We start from the raw sequence: 16,707 nt of genomic DNA on the forward strand, positions 1-16,707 counted from the left end.
CGGGGGAACGAGGCTCATGGAGGTTGATGTGAAGCGTGCGCGGATGAAGGCTGGCGCGGCCGTGCTGTCGTGCGCCCTGCTCGCGGGCGGGACGGTGGCGGTGGCTCGCGCCACAATGGGCACGGACGCGGAGGGCACGGGTGGCTCGGGCGCGGAGGCGCAGGCTCCAGCGACGGACACCGCTCCGAGCGCGCCGGCGGCCCCGGCGGCCCCGTCCACCGCGCCCGTCATGGTCTACGACGGCGGCCTGTCCGCCGGTTGGAATGACATCGGCTGGTCGCCTCGCGAGCTGCCCAAGGGCGCTCCGGCGCGCATGCGCCTGTTCAACTACGGCGGGTGGATTCTCTACCGGCCGAAGCTGGAGGGGGCCTTCGGCGCGCTCGCGTTCCGCTTCAGCGCCCCGGAGGCCTACGGCGAGTTCCTGGAGGCGCGTCTCGACGGCCCCGGCGCCATCACCTTCCCGCGCATCCCGGTGACTCCCGAGCTCAAGGTCAAGAAGGACGGCGAGTGGACGGAGGTCGTCATCCCCATGGACCTGCTCAACCCGCGCGGCGAGGCGTTCGACCGCGTGGTGCTGCGCGCGTCCAAGGACGTGGGCCGCGACTGGGTGCTCTTCGACAAGGTGGCGCTCGTCCCGCTGCCGCCGGAGGTCGCCGCCGCGCTCGCCGCGGGAGGCGGCAAGGCCGGCAAGGGCAACGGCCGCGAGGCGCGCATGTCCATCGACTGCACCGCGCCGAGCCACCGCATCAGCCCGCTCATCTACGGCATCGCCTTCGACGGCCTGCACGAGAAGCAGGACACGCACCAGTTCCGCATGGGCGCCAGCGCGCGCCGCTGGGGCGGCAACCCCACGTCCCGCTACAACTGGAAGCTGGGCGGCGCGTGGAACACGGCCAACGACTGGTACTACGAGAACGTCGACATCGGCGTCTCCTCCGACGACTTCCTGGAGACGAACCGCAAGCGCGGCATCCAGTCCGCGCTCACCGTGCCCATGCTGGGCTGGGTGGCCAAGGACACGAAGTCCGCCGGCTTCCCCGTGTCCCGCTTCGGCGCGCAGCAACGCGATGACAACGGCAACGGCAATGGCACCAGCCGAGACGGCACCCCGCTGAAGCCCGGCGAGCCCTCGCTCACCAGCGTGGAGGCCCCGCCCGAGTTCATCGCCGAGTGGATTGCGTCCATCCGCGAGAAGGACAAGTCCCGCGGCCAGCGCGGCGTCCAGATGTACATCCTGGACAACGAGCCGATGCTCTGGAACTCCACGCACCGCGACGTGTTCCCCGAGCCGCTCGGCTACGACGAATTGCTCAAGCGGACGATTGCGTATGGCACCGCGGTCCGGAAGGCGGACCCCGAGGGTGTCATCGCCGGCCCGGCCGAGTGGGGCTGGACGAACTACCTCTGGTCCGCGGCCGACTTCGCGCCGGGGAAGATGAACCATTCGGACCGGCTCGCGCACGGCAACGAGCCGCTGCTGCCCTGGTACCTGCGGCAGTTGCGCGAGCACGAGAAGAAGACGGGCACGCGCATCCTCGACGTGGTGGACCTGCACTTCTACCCGCAGACCAACGTGGGCGTGGGGCTGGACGGCAACACGGACAAGGAGACCAACGCGCGGCGCATCCGCAGCGTGCGCGGCCTGTGGGACCCGACCTACAAGGACGAGTCCTGGATTGGCGAGCCCGTCCGCCTCATCCCCCGGATGAAGGAGTGGATTGCGGAGAACTACCCCGGCCGGGGCATCTCCATCGGCGAGTACAACTTCGGCGCCTTCAAGCACATGAGCGGCGGCCTGGCACAGGCCGAGGCCCTGGGCCGCTTCGCGCAGGAGAACATCCTCTCCGCCTTCTTCTGGCAGTACCCGCCCGACGCCTCGCCGGTGTTCTGGGCGTTCCGCGCGTACCGCGACTTCGACGGCAAGGGTGGCCGCTTCCAGGACAACTGGGTGCCGGCGAAGGCGGCGGAGGGCACCAGCCTGTTCGTCTCGCGGGACGACTCGGGGAAGAAGCTGGTGGCGGTGGTCCTCAACTTCAACCCCGACGAGGCCGCGCAGGCCCAGATTGAGCTGAAGGGCTGCGGTACGCTCGACAGCGTGCGCGTGCTGGGTTACTCGGGCGCGCCGGGGGGCTTCGCCGAGCAGACTCCCGGTGCGAAGGCGGAGGGCTCGCTGACACAGCGGCTGCCGCCCTATTCCATGACGGTGCTCGATTTGACGGTGAAGAAGCCATGAACGCCGCTTCCACTTCGACGTCCTCCTTCTCCACCGGCAAGCCGCGCCTGCGCATCGGCCAGCTCGCCATCGACCAGCTCACCTTCGAGGAGGCCATCCGCGAGATTGGCCGCCTGGTGGACTTGCACCAGGGGGGCTACGTCTTCACGGCCAACGTGGACCACGTGGTGCTGGCCGAGGACAACGCGGAGTTCCGCGAGGCGTACTCGCGCGCCACGATTTCGGTGGTGGATGGGATGCCCATTGTCTGGGCGTCCAAGGCGATGGACGTGTCGCTGCCGGAGCGGATCGCGGGCTCGGACCTCATCCTGCCGCTGATGCAGGCGGGTTCAGAGCGCAAGTGGCGCGTGTACCTGATGGGCGCGGGCCCGGGCGTGGCGGAGAAGGTGGCGAACACCGTCCGCGAGAAGTACGGGATTGAGGTCGTGGGCTGGGACTCGCCCATGGTGAAGCTGGACGCGGGCGACGCGCAGAACGACCCGATTGTGGCGAAGATTCGCGAGAAGGACCCGCACCTGCTCTTCGTGGCGCTGGGGAGCCCGAAGCAGGAGGTGTGGATTTCGCAGGTGGCGCACAAGCTGGGGCCCACCGTGGCGATTGGCGTGGGCGCGGGGTTCGACTTCATCGCCGGCACCGCGAAGCGCGCGCCGCAGTGGATTGCGAAGGCGGGGTTCGAGTGGCTGTACCGACTGGCGAATGAGCCGAAGCGGCTGTGGCGGCGGTACATCCTGAATGACTCGCGCTTCGCCACGATTCTGCTGCGTGAGTTCTGGCAGCGGACGGGTGGGAAGGCGGAGTAGCGCCGGGAGAGGGCTACACCTCCGTGAACTTCACGCCCGTGGCCTTGATGCGCTCCAGGGAGGTCTTGAGGTCCTCGGAGATGATGAGTGCTCCCGTCCAGCCCTCGGGCCGGAGCACCCTGACATCACCCGCCTTCGCCTTGTCGATTCGCAGGCCGCGCACAGAGGCGTACTGCCCGACCTTCTCGGGCACTCCGTCCTCAGGCGTCCAGCGCTGAATCCGGGACGCCTGCTCATCGATGCAGCGGATGAGGCGGGTGGCCACCAGAAGCAGGTACTGGTCTGGATGTCCCTCGATGTCCACGGGGATGAGTTGTACGTCGTTGGAGGCCAGCTCCGAGAAGAGCGTCGCCACGCGGACATGGACGACGGGGATGCGCAGCCCCGCCTCGGTGAAGTCCAGGGGGCGTCCCGGTTCTTCAATGGGGATGCGCAGCCGCCCCTTCACGTGGACCGGAGTCCCCTGCCTGAACCTGTCAGGGTCCTTCACCTCGCGGCCCCTGCTGTCGGTAGGCGCGTCCAGGTGCCAGCGCCCGGGGACCTGGACGTCATCGTGTAGCTCGAAGAAGCGCCGGGACATGGACGAAACCTACGGGGTTGCCCCGTGGGTGACGAGCAGGTTCAGCTCTGTTCCGGGAGTGGTCACCTCCCTGGCCAGGCGCTTGAGTGCAGCCTCCAGGAAGGCACGACACTCCCTGACCCTTCGGCAGTGGGCCGTTGCCGCATCCAGCTCCTCGAAGACCAGCTCGTGGTACCGCTGGGGGTGAGGCCCCAGGTGTCCCTCGACGGGCACGACGTTCTCGGGGTCCTTCAGCTCCATCCCCGCCTTCCTGAAGATCTTCTGGAACCTCGGCGTCCAGGGGCCGCCGCGCGCGGTGGAGACGCTGTTCTTGTTGGTGGCGAGGTGATGATCGTGGGTGCGGCGACTCTTCGTCCCTCGGATCGACATCGCGACCGCGTTGGGAGCGAGCGCGATGGTGAAGCCCTCGGCCGTCATCGCCACCGACTCCACGCCTCCGATGGCCACATACGAGTAGCCCGCCTGGGCCTCCACCATGAGGGCCGCCTGGGCGGAGCCGGGCAGTCCGGAGGCCTTCACCGCCAGTCCCGCCGTGTTCCCGATGGCAGCGGTGGTCAACATGATGAAGACGCGCGCCGCGCTCTCCCCCAGCACCGCGCCATACTCCTCACCGACTTCACTGAGCTGCTCGAAGGAAGTAGCACGGTCCACCTTCCGCACCAGCGATACCCACCCATCCAGCAGACGCCACACGGTGTCCACGCCCAGGTAGGCGATGGCGGTGGCCGTCAGGAGCGCCGCCAGTCCTTTGCTCACCGGCTCAGGGAGTGCCCAGAGGAGCATGTACATCGTGACAGAGGCCGTGACGGTGGCGAGGAGTGCCTCGGGATTCGCCACGGCCTTCAGGGCATCCGCTGTCTCCTGCCACACCGAGTCCATGGCAATGGCCATGGCGAGTGCGTACTTGCCGTCGCTCGCCAGCAGGGGCCCCTCATCCAGCAAGCGCAGGCAGTCTCCGGGCTGCTCCCTGCGTTCGCACCATCGGCCATAGTCACGTGTCAGCTCATCATCCGCATACGACTCCAGCAGGCGCGGGCCGTCCGCACCCGCGTCCTCACTCAGGGGGATGAGACGATGACCGCGTCCCTCATACCAGTACACGCCACCACGTCTGGGAACGCCGAAGAGAGCTCGGGCCTCGCGTAGTGGGTTGGAGAAGGGCCGCACGTCTCGAGCGAGATCCACCATGACCTCCTGGAACTCGGCGTCATCGACTTCGGCCTCCTCCTGCGCAGTGCCTTCTTCCTCGCGTGGGGTGACGAGCGTGACGTCATGGTCCATTTGGAGGCGCACGAGTCGGGCCGTCGAACAGCCCGTCCCAACGAACAGCAGGAACAGTGGCACTGCCCAACGTCGCGTCATCGGCGTTACCTCTGCGGGCGCTCGCAATTGTCTCCGCACTGCGTAGACAATGGTCGTGGATGCGGTCCACGCAGCACAATCGTGGATTGCCGCTGGCGGACCCATCCGACACATGCCTCGCGAGCCCCCCATCGTCCTGCCCGTCACCCTGCCGTTGCTCGGGCACGCCAACCCGTGGGCACTGCTGCTCGCGAAGGAGGAGGGCCACTCCCTCTCCTCCGCCTCGCTCCTCTCCGAACGCTACGCCCTGAAGAGTGACGAGAAGCCCTTCGTGCGGGAGCTGCTCAGCCGCAAGCGGAACATGTGGGTCTTCCGCTGTGACCAGCGCCGCTTCGCGGGAGACTTCGTCGTGGTGGACATGTCGGAGCCACGCCCCGCGCGGCGTTGGGTCGTCGTTCTCGACCTCAAGCTGGGTGCTCCGCTCGTGCTCGGCGGGGGTGGGGCCGGCATTCAGCTCACCCAGGCACAGCAGGCCGTGGACGCCCTCGCCGCACGTCAGGGCGTCATCGCCCCGGGCACACCGTACGAGCTGGCCACGGGCGACAAGGCCGCCATCCTCGCCTTCCTGCGCGCGGGACGGCACCAGCGGCGTCCCGAGTAGCCCCACTCCCCTGGCCCGGAGCCACTCAGCCCGGGTGCTATCCTGGGCACCTCGAAGCCATGTCCCAGGAGCCCTCCAGCCCGCCGGTGAAGGCGCCACACGACGACGACTTCGCCGTGTCCCTGCCCCGGCTCATCCTCATCCGCCTGTGGTCCATGGTCCTCGAGCTGCTCACGCGGCTCGGGGACCTCGCGGTGCTGATATGGCGGCCCCGGCTGCTCGGGCCCTACCTGGGACTGTGGCTGCGTGAAGCCCTCGTGTCCCCCTACCGGCTGCGCCGCTCCTTCGAGCTCACGCGTCTGCTCCAGGCCAGCGGGCAGACCTTCAACGAATTGATGTACGGCGAGACGCCCGTGCACACCGCGCTGTGGCTCTTCCGCAAGGCCGGGCTCGGGAAGGACGGGCACCTGGTGGACCTGGGCGCGGGGCGCGGGCGCACGCTGCTCGCCGCGCGGTGGCTGGGTGCTCAGGCTCGCGGCGTGGAGCTGCTCCCGGGCCATGTCGCCATTGCCGCCGGGCCGCTGCAACGCGCGGGCGCACAGCTCGTCGTCGGTGACGCGACGCTCGCGGACCTCACGGATGCCACCCACGTCTTCACCAACTGGACGGCGCTCACCCCGGAGACGCGCGCCCGGCTCGTGGAGCGCTTCCGCACCTGTCGTCCCGGCACACGCATCCTCACCGTGACGCGACCGGTGGAGGCCCAAGGATTCACCGTCCTCTCCCAGCACCGGCTGCTCTTCACCTGGGGCCTCGAGCACGTGTGGATTCACGAGTACCGCGGCTGAGCCTCCACGGGTGTTGCAGTCCGCCGCGAGTGGTGACTACATCGGGACGACTTTCGCAGACGGGGGCACTGCGTGGGCTACGGCTTCATGGTGTGGTCGGTGGACACGAACAAGCTGCGGCAGGCGGCCGGCTCGAAGGACGAGAAGCTCCGCCGCATGATTGGCGGACGCTTCAAGCGCGACCTCGCCAGTCTGGATGAGCTGTTCGAGCACTCCATCGCCTCCGGCGGACCCAACACGTACGAAGCCCTGCGGCAGATCATCGACGGCACCGTGCCGGACGGCGCTCGCGGCGGCATCTACTTCTACGCCTTCAAGCTCCTCGTCGAGCACTTCGGACGCTTCCTCGACAACGGCGCCGTGTACCCGTGGAGCTCGCCCGACTTCGCCCCCGTCAACGCCGTGCTGAAGAAGCTGGGCGTGCCCTTCGAGCTGGACTCGCTCCACGGCTCCAGCCTCCCCGTCAAGCTCCCCTACCCGGACGACTTCCCCCTCACCGGCTGGGTCGACGAGGCCGAGGTGAAGAAGGTGGCCGCCGCCTTCGAGGGCGCGAAGACGCCGAAGGGCGAGGAGGCCGCTATCGTGGAGTGCGTCCGGGGCTGGTTCCGGGACGCGGCGGCCCAGGGGCGTGGGCTCGTCAGCTACTATCACTGAGTCACGCAGGACTTCCGGGCCCGCGGCACCGTGGGCCCGAGACAACCAGGAGCAGGACAGATGAAGGCATGGATGGCTGTGGCGGCGCTGGCGGTGGTTCCCCTCGTCGGGTGCGGTTCCTCGCGCGAGCTGAACAAGGCCCGCATCGAGGCGAACACGGCGCGCAAGGACGCGGACTCGCTGCGCGCGGAGAACAAGGCGCTCAAGGACAAGGTCACCGAGCTGGAGGGTGAGGTCGCCTCCGTGACGAAGGAGCGCGACGAGCTGAAGGTCGCCGCCGAGGAGGCCGCCACGCCCGCTGCCGTGCCGGCCTCGGGCAAGAAGCGCGGGAAGAAGTAGGCGCGAGGAAGCCCAGGGAATGAGCGGGACACAGCGCACCACCGCGGTCCACGTGCACGACGGCTGTGACGTGTACGTGGGCCGGGCCTTCCGCGCCTACGCGAAGCCGAGCCCCATCAACCCGGTGCCCGGCCGCTTCGGCAATCCCTTCAAGCCCGGAGGCGTGCGCACTCCGGGCGCGATGTTCCGCACCTACTTCGCCCCGTGGCTCGCGGCGCTGCCGGAGGACGAACAGGCGCGCATCCGCGAGGAGGCCCTGCACCGCATGGGCCCCGACGAGGACGCCTTCGAGTCCTTCCGCTGGTACCTGGAATTGCGCGCCCGGCACGACGCGGACTACCGCGCCGCCGTGCTGGGCCTGCGCGGCAAGCGCCTGGGCTGCTTCTGCAAGCCCGGCCCCTGCCACGCGGACGTCCTCTCCGAGTGGGTGGACGCCCTCAGCGCGACGAGAGGACGAACTGGTTGCCGTCCGGGTCCTTGAACTTCAGGAAGGTACCCCAGGGCTGCTTCTGCGGTGGCCCGTCGAACTCCACCCCGCGCGCGCTCAGCGTCTCGTACGTCTTCATCGCGTCGTCGCACGCGAACGAGCCGTTGAAGAAGCTGCCGATGCGGTCCTCATGGCCCTCGGGCGTGAAGAGGACGACGCCCGTCTCGGCGCCGGGAATCTTCAGCTCGATCCAACGCTGCTTCTCGTTGAACCGCTGGTCCGTGGCCACCTTGAACCCGAGCTTCTCCGTGTAGAACGCGAGGGCCCGGTCCTGGTCGCTCACCGGGATGCTGACGAACTTCACCATCTTGATCATGTCCGCTGTCTCCGCGCGCACCACGCCCGGGCACGCGGAACGTCAGGTAGCGTGGATTGAGCGCCAGCGGAAGGCGCCGCGTATGCACTATAGTGCGAGCAACTATAGCGATAGGGACTACAGCACATGAGCACCGTCCCCGTGGATGCCTATGTCCTCCAGACGCTGATGCCGGACCTGGTGGGGCATGACCGCTCGCCCTCGGCGTTCCTCGTGTACCTGCACCTGTGGCACCGCACGGCGGGTACGAGGGACAGGTCCGTCTCCGCGAGCCTCGCGCAGGTCGCCGAGGACACCGGTCTGTCCAAGAGCGCCGTGCAGGGCGCGCTGCGCCTGCTCAAGCAGCGCAGGCTCGTGAAGGCCGAGCGCGCCAGCCTCACCGCCGTGCCTGTCTACGAAGTCCTCCGGCCGTGGGTGCGCGGGAGGTAGTGACCCGACACGCTTCCGACATGTCGGCGCGCGGCTCCCGACACGCCGCACACGCGCGCCCGACATGGCGGGACGGACGGAAGCACGCGGCGTCAGAGGAGAAAGCGCAGCGGCGGGTCATGGCACACGCACTGCACAAGGGGAGGGCAGGCACGAACGGAGAGTCGCTGGCTCCGACGCGCCCCGCCCACCCACGCGAAGGAGTCGTGCCATGCCGACCGTTTCCGTCCCCAAGCCCACGAACGAGCAGCCCTCGCCGCAGACGACCGAGAGCCTCAAGGCCACGCTCATGAACCAGACCTCGGGGGTCCTCACCCTCGTGAAGTCGGCCTCGGCCCTGACGTGGGTGCAGCCGCCGCCGGGCACCATCGCGGCCGGCCAGTCCGGGCAGTTCACCAGCCCGGGCGACTTCTCCAACGCCGCCAACGGCTACGTCGTCTACCAGGCGACGAACGGCGCGACGTTCACCCTCCAGTGGGCCATTCCCTCCGTGGGCAAGAACAGCATCACCTGGCAGGCCGACGGGGGTCTGTCCGCGCAGGAGAGCGGCTCGCTCGACGGCTGGAACGTGTCGGCCGCGTGGTTCATCTCCTGAGCGCAACCGGGCCTGCTCGTGGTGCTGGAGTAGAGTGAGCCGACTGGCCCCGAGGCCCCCCATGTCCCGCTCGCTCGCCGATGTCTCCACTGCCGCCCTCCCGAAACGGAGTGGCGGCCCGAAGGAGCCCCGCGCCGTCCCGGCGCTGACCGTCGTGTCGCATCCCCTGCCCCGGCGCGTCGGCGAGCGACTGCTGCTCGACGCCATCACCGCCGGCAGGGCGGTGGACCTGTCTCGCAACGGCCCGGACTTCACGCGTCCCGGCTCCGCGCTGGGCGAGCCGCTGTTGGATCCGTTCATCAGCCGCAAGCCGCTGCACCTCGCCCCGGGCTCGCTGCCTGGCAGCGTGCGGCTGACCAACAGCGACGGCGGCACGCAGGTGAGCATCGCCGGCACGCCGATGCAGGGCTCCTGGGAGCTGACCCAGGAGGAGCTGGCCGACGGTGTGCCGCTGGAGCTGGGCGGGCACGTGGTGGTGCTGCTGCACCTGACGGACCTCGCGGAGGAAACGCCCACCGCCGATACGCTGGGCATGGTGGGTGAGAGCACCGGCGTGCGGCGCCTGCGCCGGCACATCGAGCGCGTGGCGGACCTGGACGTGCCGGTGTTGATTCGCGGCGAGACGGGCACGGGCAAGGAGCGCGTGGCCCAGGCCATCCACCAGCGCAGCCGGCGCCGGGATGGGACGTTCCTCAGCGTCAACCTGGGCGCCATCCCCAAGGAGCTGGCCGCCGCCGAGCTGTTCGGCACACAGAAGGGCGCGTACACGGGCGCCACCCAGGGCCGCGAGGGCTTCTTCCGCGCCGCGCACGGCGGCACGCTGTTCCTCGACGAGGTAGGCGAGGCCCCGCCCGAGGTGCAGGTGATGCTGCTGCGCGTGCTGGAGACGGGCGAGCTGTACCCCGTCGGCGGCAGCACCCCCGTCACCGTGGACGTGCGCCTGCTGGCCGCCACGGACGCGAACCTGGAGGAGCAGATTCGGGACGGCCGCTTCAAGGCGCCGCTGATGCACCGGCTCGCCGGCTACGACATCCACGTGCCCCCGCTGCGCGAACGGCGCGAGGACATCGGCCGCCTGTTCCTCCACTTCGCCCGCGAAGAGCTGGAGACGATTGGAGAGGCGCACCGGCTGGACAACGACGATGCGTACGCGGAGCCATGGCTGCCCGCGCCGCTCGCGGTGCGACTGGTGCGCTTCGCGTGGCCGGGCAACATCCGCCAGCTTCGCAACCTGGCGCGGCAGCTCGTCATCGGCAGCCGGGGTCAACCTGGCCTGCTGGTGGAGCCCCGGCTGGAGCAGGAACTGGAGGCCGCGGCCCGGAAGGCTCCGGCCAATGCGATGCCCGCGCCCAGGCACCCGGAGGCGGCTGCCGCTCCTGTTTCCTCCGAGCCCTCGCCCGAGAAGGCGGCGCCGCGCCGGAAGGCGTCGCAGCTCACCGAGCAGGAGCTGCTCGCCGCGCTGCGGGAGAACGACTGGGACCTCAAGGCCACGGCGGAGGCGCTCGGGATTGCGCGGCCCTCGCTGTACGACCTCATCGACAAGAGCCCCAACCTGCGCACCGCCGGGGACCTGAGCACGGAGGAAATCACCCGCTGCTTCGAGGAATGCGACGGCGACCTGGACACCATGGTGCGCCGGCTGGAGGTGTCCCGCCGCGCGCTGGGCCGGCGCTTGAAGGAGCTGGGCCTCACGCCGCGGAACGCCTGATGCGTCCCACGGGCGCGAGCCCGCGCCAGTCCGTCAGCGCTTCACACCGGCGACGGGCGTGAGCGCGTAGTGGCGCATCTCCTCGATGCGACCGACGTAGGGACGAATCTCCGCGAAGAAGCGCGCGAACTCCGGGCTCTTGCGGAAGCCCTGCATGTGCCCCTCGGCCGAGTCCCACTGGATGCGGAGGATGAAGCGCGTCGCATCCTCCGTGCAGCGCGACAGCTCCCAGCCCAGGCAGTGGGACGACGCGAGGAGCGCGTCCTGCGCGCGGGTGTAGCTGGCGATGAACGCCTCTGCTTCGGACTCGGGAATCGTGTAGCGGATGTATTCGACAATCATGCGGTTTTCCTTCGGGGTGCGGGTCGGGGTGCTTCGATACGGGCGCCCACTTCATCGGCGAGGCGCAGGCCCCAGTCGTAGAGCGCCTGGAGCGTGGGGCGCGCGGACTCGCCCCGGGGTGTCAGCGCGTAGAAGACCTGCTTCCCCGCGCCCGGCCGCGTGACGCGCTGGATGAGCCCCTGCTCCTCCAGCTCGCGCAGCCGCTGGGTGAGCATCTTCTCGCTCATGCGCGGCGTCAGTCGCCGCAGCTCCGCGTACCGCAGCGGCCCTTCCTTCAGCCGCGCGAGCATCACGACCTTCCACTTGCCCCCGAGCACTTCCAGCGCGAGCTCGACGGGACAGTTGAAGGTCCGATTCAGGGAAGAAGCCATGTCCGCCCTTCCCTATCCCCCGCCCTCTCCGCAATCAACGAACCATCCGGTGCGTTGACGGCGCGGGAGGTGCACTGACACGTCCCGGACGCGGGTGCACCGGGTCGCACGACTTTCGCGCGGGGCGCACACAGGGCCCTGTACGCTGGTGCCTCGCCGTGAAACGGGAGGGAACCGCACATGCACAAGCGATACGCCGTGGTGGCAGTGGTGGCCGTGGTCTGGGGAAGCGCCTGCGCGACGCGCTCGAAGGGCGCGGAGGCCGGTGAGCCGGAGACCGTCACCATGGAGTCCCAGGGCGCTGGAGCGCGAGATGGGTCACTCTGCAAGGACAGCCTGTCCATCAGCGTGAAGCTGGACGACTCGGGCAGGAAGAAGTTCGACCCGGCGCCCGGCTCCGACTGGCTGCTGTGCAACACCGGCACGATGACCGTGACGAACGACCTGACGTACACGGCCTGCGTCGCCATCGTCGACTCCGAAGGCAAGAACGCCGTGACGCCGAAGAGCGTGTCCTCGGGCGGGAAGACGGACGTCAGCGCGCCCGCGGATGGCCTCTACACGCTCGGCGTCTGCCAGCAGAAGGGCAGCGACTGCACGAGCGGCTGCGCCAACCTGACGGACACCGGTGAGGGCGGCGGCGTCACCGACACCATCAAGGGCAACCTCAGCGTCGTCACCTCCGGGTAGCACGGCCTCCGACGCACGCCGACGTGTCGTCTCGTGCCGCCCGACGTGTCGGCACGCCGGCGCGCAAGCCGTCTCTCCAGGACATCACTCGACACGCCCCCCCGGGTTGCATGGCATGCCACGTGCTCGATGCGCGGGGCATCACGGTGTCGAACCTGGAGGGCAGGTCCATGAAGAAGGCGTCGAGGTTCCTGGCGGTCATGGTGGCGGCAGCAGGTCTGGCCCACGCGGCGCGGACAGATGAACCCCGGGCCGCCGAGCCCAGCGGAGTGTCAGAGGCCTCCGACGACAAGGCGTGCAGGCCCGGGAAGTCCATCGACATCGAACAGCCCGACGGCGGCACCCAGAAGGTGTTCTCGAAGCCCGCCCCGTGGCAGGTCGCCACCCGGAAGAGCGTGACGTTCACCAACAAGACGGGCTCCAACATCTGCCTCGACCTCGTGGGCCCCCACGGCACGAAGCGGCACTTCCTGTCCGCCAGAGGCGGCAGCTGGAATGACAAGTGCAAACTGGCGGAGGCGACCTACACGGTCCGCGCATGCTTCACGTCAAAAAGCAGCTGTCCGGCGGACTGCACGTCCCCGAACGACGAGCAGAACGCCCTGGGCATCACCGAGACCATCAAGGGCGAGCTCGTCGTCGTCACCTCGGGGTAGCGCGCGTCAGGCGGGCCTGCTCGCGCACCAGGGCCTGCTTGCGCGCGCCCTCACCGGCGAGGATGCGCGTGAGCTCCTCGCGGGCCGCGCGCCACTGCTCCTGACGCCGGGGCGCCGGCGGGCCGGGCTGCTCCACCCGCTCGGCCAGCAGGGCGGCGCGCACGGCCAGCGCCTCCGCCCACGAGGGCCGCGCCGCCACCGCCGCCTCCGCCAGCGTCAGGCCCCGCTCCAGCACCGGCGTGGCGTCCCGTCCGGCCTGCGAGCGCCACGCGCTCCACGTGAGGCAGAAGCGGGCGAAGGCGGTGCGCGACTCCGGTCGCGCGGGCTCCAGGTCCAGGGCCTTCTGGAACGATTGGGCCGCGGCGTCGAAGTCCTCGTCGCGGCCCTGGCCGTTGCGCGCACGCCAGCGCGCTTCCACGGCCTGCGTCTCACCGAGGAGCCACCACGCCTGGGCCAGCCCCGGGTTGAGCGCGAGCGCCCGGCGCAGCGCGTCCGTGGCCTGCTTCAGGGAGCGTGTCGTCTCCTGCCCGCGCCGCAGCGCCTCCGCGGCCTCCACCCGATGCACCGCGCCCAGCCACATCCATGGCTGCGGCACGTCCGGCAGCAGCGCCACCGCCCGCTGGAGCGCCGCTTCCGCCGCGCGCACGCTCGGCAGGGGAGACCCGGCGCCAGCAAGCAGGACCTCCGCATGCCACGCGTGGACCTCTCCGACGTTGTTGTAGGCGAAGCCCTGCGTGGGAGCCACGGCGATGGCGCGCTCGAAGGCCTCCACCGCCTGGCGCAGCAGGGGCTCGGCGTCGTCACCCCGGTCCCAGGCCTCCTTCGCCTGCTCGAAGAGGATGGTGCCCACGCCGTTGTGCAGCGGCGGCAGCTTCGCGTTGATGGTGACGCCTCGGCGGTATGCCTCCAGCGCGCGCGTCCACTCGGGCCCCGCGTCCCTCCCCGAGTCCCGCAGGCGCCGGGCCCGCGCCTCGTACATCTCGCCCGCGTAGAACCAGGAGGAGACGAGGCTCGGGTTGAGGGTACACGCGCGCTCCATGGCCTCCGCCGCGCGGGCCAGGTCGCCGTCCGCGTCCGGCGCACGCGGGTGCGAGGCGCGGGCCACATAGGCCTGTCCCAGGTTGGTCCACGCCTCGGCGCGGCGCGGGTCCAGGCCCACGGCGGTGCGGAAGGCGTCCACGCTGCGCCCACGGTACGGGAGGGCGTCCGTGCCCGCGCTGTCCTCGGAGTCGGCCCACACCTTGAAGACGAGCCCGAGGTTGATGTGGAAGTCGAAGTCGCGCGCTTCCGTGGGAATGCGCGCGAAGGTGGCGGCGGCCTCGCGGAGCAGCTCGCGCACGTCCTGGCCCCGCTCCTGGCGGAAGTTCGCGCGCTGCCATGAGGCCAGTGCCAGCTCCGTCAGCGCATCCGGCTCCGACGGCGCAAGCGCCACGGCCTCGCGCGCCGCCGCCAGGGCCTTGTCCAGCACCGACTCCACCTCTCCGCCCTGCCGGGAGCGTTGCTCGGCGAGCCGGCGGTGGAGCGCGGCCTCCAGCACGTGGCTGAAGGTGTCGTCGCGAGCCGCCGTGAGCGCTCGCCCCACCGCCTCCACGCCGCGCGTGTATGGAGGCAGCACGTCGCCCTGCCCGTAGACCTCCATGATGAGTGCCTCGTACTCGAGCAGGGTCTGCGCCCGGTAGACGGCGGGCACGCTGCGGCCGATGTCCACCGCGGCGGCATAGGCGAGGCGGCCCGCGTCGAAGTCGGCGCGCGCGCCCTCACGGTCTCCGGTGCTTCGGCGCCGCACGGCCCGCGCCAGGTGGATGTCTCCGCGCAGCAGCGGGGCCTCGTGGAACCAGGGCAGCCGCGTGCCGAGCGCATCCAGCTTCGCGAGCGCCTCGTCGGTGCGGCCCTCGTAGAAGGCGAGCAGGGCCGCGACGTACTCGGGGGCGGGCACCTCCGCGCCCTCGCTGCGCCGCAAGAAGTCCAGCGCCGGGTCGCGGTAGCGGGCCTCCACCTCGCGCAGGCGGGCCTCGCGGCGGGTGGCATCCCGCAGGCGCTCCGCCTCCAGGCGCTGCTCCTGGTAGAGGTGGCCCAGCACCAGCGCCAGCGCGTACGCCACGCGAGGCTCCTGGTAGCCCTGCGCCCATGCGGCCTCCAGGTGCTCGCGGGCGCGGGGTTCGTCTCCGAGCGCGAGGAAGCCGCGTCCCAGCGCGTAGTGCCCTGGCCCTTCCGCCACCGGGCCCGCGTCGCGCATGGCGGACTCGATGTCGCGCATCCGCGCACGGAGGGCCTCGCGGTCCGCGCGCGTGTCGTGCAGCGGCGCGGTGCCGGAGTAGCGGGCCTGCGCTTCGATTCGCTCCACGCCCTCCGTGAAGCGGCGGGCCAGCGTCTCGCGCTGCGCGACCTCGCGGCGGGCGAGCACGGCCTGGCCCAGCGCGAGCGACACGGCCAGCAGCGCGACGGACGCGGTGGCCACGGCGCGGCGGTGCCTGCGCAGCCACTTGCGCGCGCGGTAGCCGGGGCCGGTACGCGCGAGCACGGGCTCGCCGTCGAGGAAGCGGCCCAGGTCCTCGGCCAGTTCGCGCGCCGAGCCGTAGCGAGCGGAGCGGTCCTTCTCCAGACACTTGAGGGTGATGGCCTCCAGGTCGGCGGGGATGTCCGCGTCGAGCGTGCGAGGCGGACGGGGCTCGGCGGTGGCGATGTTGCTGAGCACCTCCAATCCGTTGTCACCAGGGACAGGGGATTGTCCGGTGAGCAGCGCGTAGAGGGTGGCACCGAGGCTGTAGACATCCGCGCGGCGGTCCAGCCGTGTGACTTCGCCCCGGGCCTGCTCGGGGGACATGTAGTGCGGCGTGCCAAGCACCGTGCCGGTGGCGGTGACGCCCTCCTTCCAGTCGCGGGCGAGGCCGAAGTCCATGACGTAGGGCTTCAGGTGGCCTTCGGGGGTGCGCTCGACGAGGACGTTGGAGGGCTTGATGTCGCGGTGGATGAGGCCGGCGCGGTGGGCGGCGTGGACGCCCTCGGCGGCTTCGCGGAGGACCAGGGCCTTCTGCTCCACGGTGAGCGCGTCCACGAGCACGTTGAGCGGCTGCCCGTCCACGTACTGCATGGCGATGTAGACGCGGCCGTGGACTTCACCGACCTCGAACACACGGCACACGTGCGCGTGGTCCACGCGGGCCTGGGCGCGGGCCTCGGAGACGAAGCGGCGGGTGAGCTCGGCGTCGTCGTCACGGACGAACTTGAGCGCGACGTGGCGGCGCAGGCGCGGATCCCACGCGAGGAACACGCGCCCCATGCCTCCCTGTCCGAGGAAGCGCACGGGTTGGTAACGGTCCCAGCCGGGGACGGGGAACGCGGGCTCGTCGGCGCGAAGGGTGGTCGGTGCCAATGCGACTTCGGACTCACGGCCCGTGGTCGCGGCGGGTGGGGGCTCGGCGGCGGTGCCCGGAGGGGGCGTGTCTGCGAAACGAAGGTCCGCGTGCGGGGACTTGGGGCCGACGGCGGCAGGCGCGAGCGTGTCCGCGCCTGCTGTTCCAGAGGCCTTGCCCGCATCAGCCCGGGCTTCACGGCGTAGCGCGATGAGCGAGTCCTCGGAGAGACGTCCCTGCTCCCGCAGCAACTCCAGTGGTCCCAGTCCCCTGCGCGCGGCCTCCGTGCGCAGGGCCTCCACCTCGTCGCGGGACAGCACTCCCTCCGCGAGCGCATGGCGCAGCTCTGCTTCGTATTGCTCGCTCATGAGTGGATGGCGCCTCCACCCGCGAGCGTACCGGA

At 70.3% G+C, this 16,707-nt stretch carries 18 protein-coding genes; 12 read left to right on the forward strand and 6 right to left on the reverse strand.

Features of this window, described 5'->3' with window-relative positions; genetic code table 11:
- The first annotated feature begins 16 nt into the window (after positions 1–16).
- Positions 17–2,233 (forward strand): GH44 family glycoside hydrolase EpsB, encoded by a 2,217-nt coding sequence (gene epsB / locus G4D86_RS38000; RefSeq protein ID WP_163999178.1) that lies wholly within the window; start codon positions 17–19, stop codon positions 2,231–2,233.
- Positions 2,230–3,033: an exopolysaccharide biosynthesis glycosyltransferase EpsA gene (epsA, locus tag G4D86_RS38005; RefSeq protein ID WP_163999179.1), complete on the forward strand. Its 804-nt coding sequence runs from the start codon at positions 2,230–2,232 to the stop codon at positions 3,031–3,033. Before epsB ends, epsA begins: the two co-directional genes overlap by 4 nt.
- A gap of 13 nt (positions 3,034–3,046) precedes the next feature.
- Here epsA and G4D86_RS38010 read toward each other — a convergent pair whose 3' ends face one another.
- Both G4D86_RS38010 and G4D86_RS38015 read right to left on the reverse strand, forming a co-directional pair.
- On the reverse strand, positions 3,047–3,613 hold the full coding sequence (locus tag G4D86_RS38010) for an imm11 family protein (protein ID WP_163999180.1): 567 nt from the start codon (positions 3,611–3,613) through the stop codon (positions 3,047–3,049).
- Positions 3,614–3,622: 9 nt separating this feature from the next.
- Entirely contained in the window at positions 3,623–4,975 is a 1,353-nt protein-coding gene (locus G4D86_RS38015) for an AHH domain-containing protein (RefSeq protein WP_163999181.1), read from the reverse strand.
- Between the two features lie 112 nt (positions 4,976–5,087).
- Here G4D86_RS38015 and G4D86_RS38020 point away from each other — a divergent pair, with 112 nt between their 5' ends.
- The 5 genes from G4D86_RS38020 (at position 5,088) to G4D86_RS38040 (ending at position 7,838) form a co-directional block, all read left to right on the forward strand.
- Entirely contained in the window at positions 5,088–5,576 is a 489-nt protein-coding gene (locus G4D86_RS38020) for a hypothetical protein (protein ID WP_163999182.1), read from the forward strand.
- A 59-nt stretch (positions 5,577–5,635) separates the two neighbouring features.
- Positions 5,636–6,364: a class I SAM-dependent methyltransferase gene (locus G4D86_RS38025; RefSeq protein WP_163999183.1), complete on the forward strand. Its 729-nt coding sequence runs from the start codon at positions 5,636–5,638 to the stop codon at positions 6,362–6,364.
- Between the two features lie 72 nt (positions 6,365–6,436).
- Positions 6,437–7,018: a DUF7691 family protein gene (locus G4D86_RS38030; RefSeq protein ID WP_163999184.1), complete on the forward strand. Its 582-nt coding sequence runs from the start codon at positions 6,437–6,439 to the stop codon at positions 7,016–7,018.
- Positions 7,019–7,078: 60 nt separating this feature from the next.
- Positions 7,079–7,357, forward strand: coding sequence for a hypothetical protein (locus G4D86_RS38035; protein ID WP_163999185.1), 279 nt, complete (start codon positions 7,079–7,081; stop codon positions 7,355–7,357).
- A gap of 19 nt (positions 7,358–7,376) precedes the next feature.
- Positions 7,377–7,838 carry a DUF4326 domain-containing protein gene (locus G4D86_RS38040; RefSeq protein ID WP_163999186.1) on the forward strand — a complete coding sequence of 154 codons (462 nt, stop codon included), beginning with the start codon at positions 7,377–7,379 and terminating at the stop codon, positions 7,836–7,838.
- Here G4D86_RS38040 and G4D86_RS38045 read toward each other — a convergent pair.
- On the reverse strand, positions 7,795–8,160 hold the full coding sequence (locus G4D86_RS38045) for a VOC family protein (protein ID WP_163999187.1): 366 nt from the start codon (positions 8,158–8,160) through the stop codon (positions 7,795–7,797). The two genes, G4D86_RS38040 and G4D86_RS38045, sit on opposite strands and share 44 nt — an antisense overlap.
- Before the next feature lie 126 nt (positions 8,161–8,286).
- On the opposite strand from G4D86_RS38045, the gene G4D86_RS38050 reads away from it, so the two are divergent.
- The 3 genes from G4D86_RS38050 (at position 8,287) to G4D86_RS38060 (ending at position 10,892) form a co-directional block, all read left to right on the forward strand.
- On the forward strand, positions 8,287–8,589 hold the full coding sequence (locus tag G4D86_RS38050; RefSeq protein ID WP_163999188.1) for a helix-turn-helix domain-containing protein: 303 nt from the start codon (positions 8,287–8,289) through the stop codon (positions 8,587–8,589).
- Positions 8,590–8,800: 211 nt separating this feature from the next.
- Entirely contained in the window at positions 8,801–9,184 is a 384-nt protein-coding gene (locus G4D86_RS38055) for a hypothetical protein (RefSeq protein WP_163999189.1), read from the forward strand.
- A gap of 61 nt (positions 9,185–9,245) precedes the next feature.
- Complete coding sequence (locus G4D86_RS38060) at positions 9,246–10,892, forward strand: sigma 54-interacting transcriptional regulator (protein ID WP_163999190.1); 1,647 nt, start codon at positions 9,246–9,248, stop codon at positions 10,890–10,892.
- A gap of 33 nt (positions 10,893–10,925) precedes the next feature.
- Here G4D86_RS38060 and G4D86_RS38065 read toward each other — a convergent pair whose 3' ends face one another.
- Both G4D86_RS38065 and G4D86_RS38070 read right to left on the reverse strand, forming a co-directional pair.
- Positions 10,926–11,234: a putative quinol monooxygenase gene (locus tag G4D86_RS38065; RefSeq protein WP_121763063.1), complete on the reverse strand. Its 309-nt coding sequence runs from the start codon at positions 11,232–11,234 to the stop codon at positions 10,926–10,928.
- Complete coding sequence (locus G4D86_RS38070; RefSeq protein WP_163999191.1) at positions 11,231–11,605, reverse strand: winged helix-turn-helix transcriptional regulator; 375 nt, start codon at positions 11,603–11,605, stop codon at positions 11,231–11,233. The genes G4D86_RS38065 and G4D86_RS38070 overlap by 4 nt, the downstream gene beginning before the upstream one ends.
- A gap of 180 nt (positions 11,606–11,785) precedes the next feature.
- Between G4D86_RS38070 and G4D86_RS38075 the strand changes: the two genes are divergently transcribed.
- On the forward strand, positions 11,786–12,295 hold the full coding sequence (locus tag G4D86_RS38075) for a hypothetical protein (RefSeq protein ID WP_163999192.1): 510 nt from the start codon (positions 11,786–11,788) through the stop codon (positions 12,293–12,295).
- A gap of 170 nt (positions 12,296–12,465) precedes the next feature.
- Positions 12,466–12,951, forward strand: a complete 486-nt coding sequence (locus tag G4D86_RS38080) for a hypothetical protein (RefSeq protein ID WP_163999193.1) — start codon at positions 12,466–12,468, stop codon at positions 12,949–12,951.
- On the opposite strand, the gene G4D86_RS53985 is transcribed toward G4D86_RS38080, so the two are convergent.
- Complete coding sequence (locus G4D86_RS53985; protein ID WP_163999194.1) at positions 12,938–16,672, reverse strand: protein kinase domain-containing protein; 3,735 nt, start codon at positions 16,670–16,672, stop codon at positions 12,938–12,940. The genes G4D86_RS38080 and G4D86_RS53985 overlap by 14 nt on opposite strands.
- Positions 16,673–16,707: the final 35 nt, after the last annotated feature.

Source organism: Pyxidicoccus caerfyrddinensis, from assembly GCF_010894405.1.
Lineage (GTDB): Bacteria > Myxococcota > Myxococcia > Myxococcales > Myxococcaceae > Myxococcus > Myxococcus caerfyrddinensis.

Coding starts and splice junctions, on each gene's coding strand:
- G4D86_RS38080 (WP_163999193.1), top strand. CDS start 12,466: ATGAAGAAGGCGTCGAGGTTCCTGGCGGTCATGGTGGCGGCAGCAGGT.
- G4D86_RS38070 (WP_163999191.1), bottom strand. CDS start 11,605: ATGGCTTCTTCCCTGAATCGGACCTTCAACTGTCCCGTCGAGCTCGCG.
- G4D86_RS38020 (WP_163999182.1), top strand. CDS start 5,088: ATGCCTCGCGAGCCCCCCATCGTCCTGCCCGTCACCCTGCCGTTGCTC.
- G4D86_RS38060 (WP_163999190.1), top strand. CDS start 9,246: ATGTCCCGCTCGCTCGCCGATGTCTCCACTGCCGCCCTCCCGAAACGG.
- G4D86_RS38075 (WP_163999192.1), top strand. CDS start 11,786: ATGCACAAGCGATACGCCGTGGTGGCAGTGGTGGCCGTGGTCTGGGGA.
- G4D86_RS38035 (WP_163999185.1), top strand. CDS start 7,079: ATGAAGGCATGGATGGCTGTGGCGGCGCTGGCGGTGGTTCCCCTCGTC.
- G4D86_RS38050 (WP_163999188.1), top strand. CDS start 8,287: ATGAGCACCGTCCCCGTGGATGCCTATGTCCTCCAGACGCTGATGCCG.
- G4D86_RS38045 (WP_163999187.1), bottom strand. CDS start 8,160: ATGATCAAGATGGTGAAGTTCGTCAGCATCCCGGTGAGCGACCAGGAC.
- G4D86_RS38015 (WP_163999181.1), bottom strand. CDS start 4,975: ATGACGCGACGTTGGGCAGTGCCACTGTTCCTGCTGTTCGTTGGGACG.
- G4D86_RS38055 (WP_163999189.1), top strand. CDS start 8,801: ATGCCGACCGTTTCCGTCCCCAAGCCCACGAACGAGCAGCCCTCGCCG.
- G4D86_RS38010 (WP_163999180.1), bottom strand. CDS start 3,613: ATGTCCCGGCGCTTCTTCGAGCTACACGATGACGTCCAGGTCCCCGGG.
- G4D86_RS38040 (WP_163999186.1), top strand. CDS start 7,377: ATGAGCGGGACACAGCGCACCACCGCGGTCCACGTGCACGACGGCTGT.
- G4D86_RS38025 (WP_163999183.1), top strand. CDS start 5,636: ATGTCCCAGGAGCCCTCCAGCCCGCCGGTGAAGGCGCCACACGACGAC.
- epsA (WP_163999179.1), top strand. CDS start 2,230: ATGAACGCCGCTTCCACTTCGACGTCCTCCTTCTCCACCGGCAAGCCG.
- epsB (WP_163999178.1), top strand. CDS start 17: ATGGAGGTTGATGTGAAGCGTGCGCGGATGAAGGCTGGCGCGGCCGTG.
- G4D86_RS38065 (WP_121763063.1), bottom strand. CDS start 11,234: ATGATTGTCGAATACATCCGCTACACGATTCCCGAGTCCGAAGCAGAG.
- G4D86_RS53985 (WP_163999194.1), bottom strand. CDS start 16,672: ATGAGCGAGCAATACGAAGCAGAGCTGCGCCATGCGCTCGCGGAGGGA.